Genomic DNA, 5,313 nt, shown 5'->3' with positions numbered 1-5,313 from the left:
CATTCGAGCGGGCGATTGATTGCTATCAGAAAGTTATCGAGATTGACGATATTAATGAATATGCTCATTTAGGTCTGGGTCTTAGTTATTATAGTCTTGAAAAGTATGAATCAGCCATCTTTTATCTGGAAAAGCTCATTAAACTAGATCCCCAACACGGCGATGCTTATTATTATCTGGGATTGTCTCACCAGCGCTCGCAAAACCTCGTTCTTGCAGATGAAGCATTAAGTAGAGCGCTCGCCATATCTCCGCTCAATAGCTCATTCCTACATGCTAAAGCCGAGCTGATGTACAACCTGAAAAACTATCCAGCCGCGATCGAGACATATCAAGCTTTAGTAAAGATCGAACCTCAAAATGCGACTGGCTGGTACGATCTAGCTTGTTGTTATGCCTTGCAAGATCGGCTAGATTCAGCACTGGACAACCTCCGAAAAGCGATTGAATTAGAGCCTGACAAGTTGAAAAATTCGGCGCGTACCGATGCCGATTTTGCATTGCTGCATGACAATGAACTTTTTAAAAACTTAGTCACGTAGCAAATCTCGATCGACGGCTAAAATAATGGATCGAATTCAAGCAACATTACAAGCAGTCTGGGGTTATGACGAGTTGCGATATCCCCAGCGAGAAATCATCGAATGTCTCCTTGCCAATCGGGATGCCCTGATTGTGATGCCTACTGGCGGTGGTAAGTCCCTGTGCTTCCAAATTCCAGCTTTACTGAGCAGTGGCGTCACCCTAGTAATTTCGCCTTTAGTTGCCTTGATGGAAAATCAGGTGCAAGAATTGACCGCCAAAGGAATAGCCGCGGGGCTGCTGCATAGCGAACTGTCCACCATCCAGCGCAAGCAGACACTGCAAGCATTGGAACGTCAGCAACTGCGGCTGCTGTATATTTCACCAGAAACTTTACTCACGCCCCCAGTATGGTCGCGATTGTGCCATCCTCAATTGCAGATCGATCGACTGATCCTGGATGAGGCGCACTGTCTCGTCCATTGGGGTGAAACCTTTCGTCCCAGCTATCGCCGCTTGGGGGCTGTGCGTGATGCCTTAATTCGATCGAAGGTCACAGGGACTCAAATGGCGATCGCGGCTTTTACAGCGACGGCTGACCCTCGATCGCAGCAGACGATCGCCCGTGTGTTACAACTCCAGCAGCCAGCCACATTTATTCTCGATCCCTATCGTCCAAACCTCCAGCTATCCGTCCGCCAAATCTGGACGCCACGGGGCAGAAAGCAGGAATTGACGAAGTTTATCGATCGCTATCCGCAGCAGTCGGGGCTGGTATATGTCCGCACTCGCCAGAGTAGTGAGGAGTTAGCGACTTGGCTAGCCGCGCGGGGCGATGCTACAGCCGCTTATCATGCGGGCTTGAGTCCCCAATCGCGGCGACGAATCGAGAGTGAGTGGCTGGACGGCAAGCTTCAGTATGTAGTCTGCACCTGTGCCTTCGGGATGGGCATAAATAAGGCATCAGTGCGGTGGATCGTGCATTTTCATCCGCCAGTATTGCTGGCTGAGTATCTGCAAGAAATCGGTCGGGCGGGACGGGATGGCAAGCCTGCGGCGGCGCTATTACTGGTGTGCGAGCAGACGGGTTTGTTGTATCCAGAAGATCGTCAGCGATCGCGATTTTTTACTGACAGTATCGATCGCTGTTACGATCTGGCAACTACACTAGCAAAACAACTTCCCGCGAGTGGGGATGTGCGGGAACAGACGATCGATCCCGATCGGGCGATGGCGCTATCTTTGTTACACAGTGTCGGTAACTTAGTATGGGAAACACCATTTAATTATCGCCGATCGAATATCGGGAAATCGATCGATTGGCAACCGTTACAAGCGGCTCAGCAGTTACTGTTTAGGGGCGTCAAAGCTTATATCAACGGCTCTGGATGTCGCTGGCAATACTTGCTGACCGCTTTTGGCTCAAAGCAGCAACCAGAGTGGCGTTGTGGCAATTGCGATCGCTGTCTCCGCAATCGCACCGCTGGCTCTCCTAATCGATTACGCTAGTAAATACCAACTCTCACCGCCCCAATTTATGAATCCGCATCAAGAGCGACACACCGCCGAACTTCATCAAATGCAGCGCGCCATTGCGGGATTGCTAGTATATCAAGATATTTTAGCGGGTGAAGTTGGTAGTGCGCTGATTGACTTGCTCCAGGCGATCGCCAATCGCGATCGCTCTCAAGGAAATGCACTTATTTGTCTGACTGCTTACGGACGTTTTTTTAAAGCTTTAGCTACCGAAAATTGTAGTTGGGAAGAATATTTAATCGATCGAATTTTACAAGCTGAAAATCCTTTTAGCCTTCAAGCGCAGAAAATAGATTCTCGCTTTACTTCTAGTCTGGATAAGTATCTATCGCCAGCTCTAGTAATGGCAGCCAAACAAGATCTCCAGTCTTTAAACCTCTTATATACTTACGGAACTTATCTCCCCCAATGGGTGCAGCAAGTGGGTGGCAATCCGGTCTGCTGGATCGAGAGTACTCCCGAGCCATCAAGTCATCAAGACCGAATCAGAGACGCGATCGTTAGTAAACTGGCTGCTAAAAGCTGGGGTGATTTAGTTGAAGATCTCGCACGATATTATCACCAAGCTGGAGTGGGTATATTTGGAAAATATCGAGCATTGAGATGGCAAGAGCGATTAGTGGGAATTACTTACCCCGATCGCATTCACATCGACAACCTAGTTGGTTATGAGCTGCAAAAAGATACCATCATTAAAAATACTCAAGCGTTATTATCAGGTCAGCCAGCCTTAAATATTTTACTGTATGGTGGCAAAGGAACTGGCAAATCCTCACTAATTAAAGCATTACTCAACTATTATTCCGATAACCAATTGAGACTGATTGAAGTTAGTAAATCGGACATGCGTCAATTGCCATTAATTCTCGATCTCGTTACCGATTCGCCTCAGAAATTTATCATTTTTATCGACGATCTTTCCTTTGAAGCTGATGATGAAGCATTCAAAGCACTCAAAGTAGTGTTAGAAGGCAGCGTCACCGCCAAACCCGCGAATGTAGTAGTCTATGCCACATCCAACCGCCGTCATTTAGTCAGAGAATACTTTGCAGATCGCCCACGCCCTCAAGATGCCGATGAGATTCAAATGTGGGACACCGTTCAAGAAAAATTATCCTTTAGTGACAGATTTGGCATCACACTCACCTTTGAACCTGCCGACCAACCCAAATATCTCGAAATCGTCTATCATTTAGCGACCTCAGCACAATTGCTAATCGATCGTGACGAACTCGAAAAACGTGCTTTACAATGGGCAACAAGACACAATGGACGTTCTGGACGTACCGCCCGACAGTTTATCGATTATCTCATTGGAAATGGCGATCGAACCGAGCAGATGAGAGAGAGTTGATAATATGTAGTAGCAAAGCAAAAAATGTTACCAACTCTTAGGGAAATTTGAGCTGAGATGTTGTTTAATTTTGTAATCGATCGAGTAAATATGAAAATGTCAACTGTATCTATTTCCCAGCGTCCGATCCTCGCACTGGGCGTATCGACACTTACTCTCATCGGCATGATGTTGTCCGCAACATCGAGTCAAGCCTCGACCGCAACTACTAGCTTTGTCTGCGGTAAATCTGAAGGTAAACCCGCAACTATCGCTAGAACTAAAAAAGGTGATTTCCCAATTATATTGTGGAGTTCCGCCGCCATGAGCGAAGCCGGATTTACGCCACAAGTTCGTTGCCAACAAGTCTCCGCTAGATTCCAATCCCTATACCGCAGTGGTAAGTTAAAATCTCTGACTACTGGTACGCTGAACAATCAACCAGTAGTTTGTGCGACGAATAAAGTCAGTACTTCGTGTAACGCCCAGAATTTACTGTACACACTCAAGCCCAATTCCGATCCCCAGCAAGTCATCAGAAGACTCCATGCCATCCGCAATCGTGCCAGTTCTAGAAGTATCGAAGAAAGTGCCGGAATTACCCCGACATCCGACAACTCGATCGATCTCGATTGGCTTAGTGAAGATAATTAAATTAATTGAGAATTGAGAATTGAGAATTGGGTTTTTGGGATTGGCTCTCTAGCACTTATGGTGATAAGTAAAGTAGGGTGGGCACTGCCCACCATCAGGATTACAGGTGATTTCCAGCAGTTAAAATAACTACTCCCTTCCTACCCAAGAAATAGACATTCACTATTCACTATCCACTATCCACTATCCATCCTAGATGTCTAATTTGTCACTGGGAAGGGAGTATGCCGAGCTACTTACTCAATTCCCAGCATCGAGATCAGCCGATCGATCTCGCAGTGATTGCCAAATAACTCCCGCGCACAATTAATTTTGATCGTTTCTTGCAGCCGGACTTGCCCGAAAGCGCGATCGATAATTTCCACAGTCGTCAGCGTATCCAAATCTACCGACAGAATGGGGATTTCTAGGTCTTCAGCACGACTGAGGATGAACGGTTGAGGGCTGAGATGTCCGGTCAAAATCAAGCACTGTGTAGAGGTTTCTAGCGCGGCTAACTGAATATCGGCGCGATCGCCGCCAGTGACGACTGCCATATTATTACCGCGTCGGAAATATTCCAGTGCCGAGTTGACATTCATCGCCCCGATCGATAGACTTTCCACCATCAGATCCAACCTGTCGGGACGACACAATATTTCAGCATTGAGTTGTTCGACCAATTGCTTGACAGTCACGCTTCGCAGCAACCCATTCCGATGCACGACCCCAAACACCGGGATACCATGCTGTTCTAGAAAGGGTACTAGAGAGGTTTGGACGGACTCGACGCGATCGCGGGGAATGTCATTGATAATACACCCCAATAGTCGCTTGCCAAGCCGCTCAGCCGCCGATAATAACAGATCCACACTGGAGATCGGATGGTACCGATTGACTAGCAACACGCCCGCATCGAGAGTTTCTGCCACCTGTGCAGTCGCCAAATCAAATAAACTCCCTTCATGGAGATTGGCACCACCTTCGACGATCGTCAGATTGCCAGAGAGTCGGAGGCTATCTTTGAGTAACTTAGTGTAGTCTTGGCGATCGACCCCAGTTAGCCGCTCGATTGTCCTAGTGGCATCCAAACCTAGCAGCGGTAGCCCCAGTTGCTCTGAGGGCAACGCTAAGGCTTGTGCCATCAGTCGGACATCGCCATCGAGGTGGGGATTTGTGGCATTTACCGTCACAACTGGCTGAGCATAGGCAATTTCCACCCCCTTTTCCTGCAAGCGAGCAGCAATTCCCAAAATTGTTGCCGACTTCCCACTACATGCTTCCGTCGA

The 5,313-nt window shown here is 47.8% G+C and carries 5 protein-coding genes; 4 read left to right on the top strand and 1 reads right to left on the bottom strand.

Annotated elements, in window-relative coordinates:
- The 4 genes from RMO35_RS21625 to RMO35_RS21610 form a co-directional block, all read left to right on the top strand.
- Window positions 1-542 (top strand): tetratricopeptide repeat protein (locus RMO35_RS21625; protein ID WP_309744169.1); only part of this gene is annotated, 542 nt, incomplete at its 5' end.
- Window positions 543-567: 25 nt separating this feature from the next.
- Window positions 568-2,031 carry a RecQ family ATP-dependent DNA helicase gene (locus RMO35_RS21620; RefSeq protein WP_309744167.1) on the top strand — a complete coding sequence of 488 codons (1,464 nt, stop codon included), beginning with the start codon at window positions 568-570 and terminating at the stop codon, window positions 2,029-2,031.
- Window positions 2,032-2,059: 28 nt separating this feature from the next.
- Window positions 2,060-3,412: an ATP-binding protein gene (locus RMO35_RS21615; protein WP_396134984.1), complete on the top strand. Its 1,353-nt coding sequence runs from the start codon at window positions 2,060-2,062 to the stop codon at window positions 3,410-3,412.
- 96 nt (window positions 3,413-3,508) lie between these two features.
- Window positions 3,509-4,045, top strand: a complete 537-nt coding sequence (locus tag RMO35_RS21610; protein ID WP_309744163.1) for a COP23 domain-containing protein — start codon at window positions 3,509-3,511, stop codon at window positions 4,043-4,045.
- 236 nt (window positions 4,046-4,281) lie between these two features.
- Here the strand turns inward: RMO35_RS21610 and RMO35_RS21605 are convergent.
- The coding region (locus tag RMO35_RS21605; protein ID WP_309744161.1) for a phosphotransacetylase family protein at window positions 4,282-5,313 on the bottom strand (1,032 nt) is incomplete at its 5' end.

The sequence above is a fragment of the Chamaesiphon sp. OTE_20_metabat_361 genome (assembly GCF_031364565.1).
The sequence above is the reverse complement of the archived record's forward strand: the minus strand, read 5'-3'. Positions and strand labels throughout refer to the sequence as shown.

What these genes read in the sequence shown, in the direction of transcription:
- RMO35_RS21620 (WP_309744167.1), top strand. Translation starts at nt 568, where the DNA reads ATGGATCGAATTCAAGCAACATTACAAGCAGTCTGGGGTTATGACGAG.
- RMO35_RS21615 (WP_396134984.1), top strand. Translation starts at nt 2,060, where the DNA reads ATGAATCCGCATCAAGAGCGACACACCGCCGAACTTCATCAAATGCAG.
- RMO35_RS21610 (WP_309744163.1), top strand. Translation starts at nt 3,509, where the DNA reads ATGTCAACTGTATCTATTTCCCAGCGTCCGATCCTCGCACTGGGCGTA.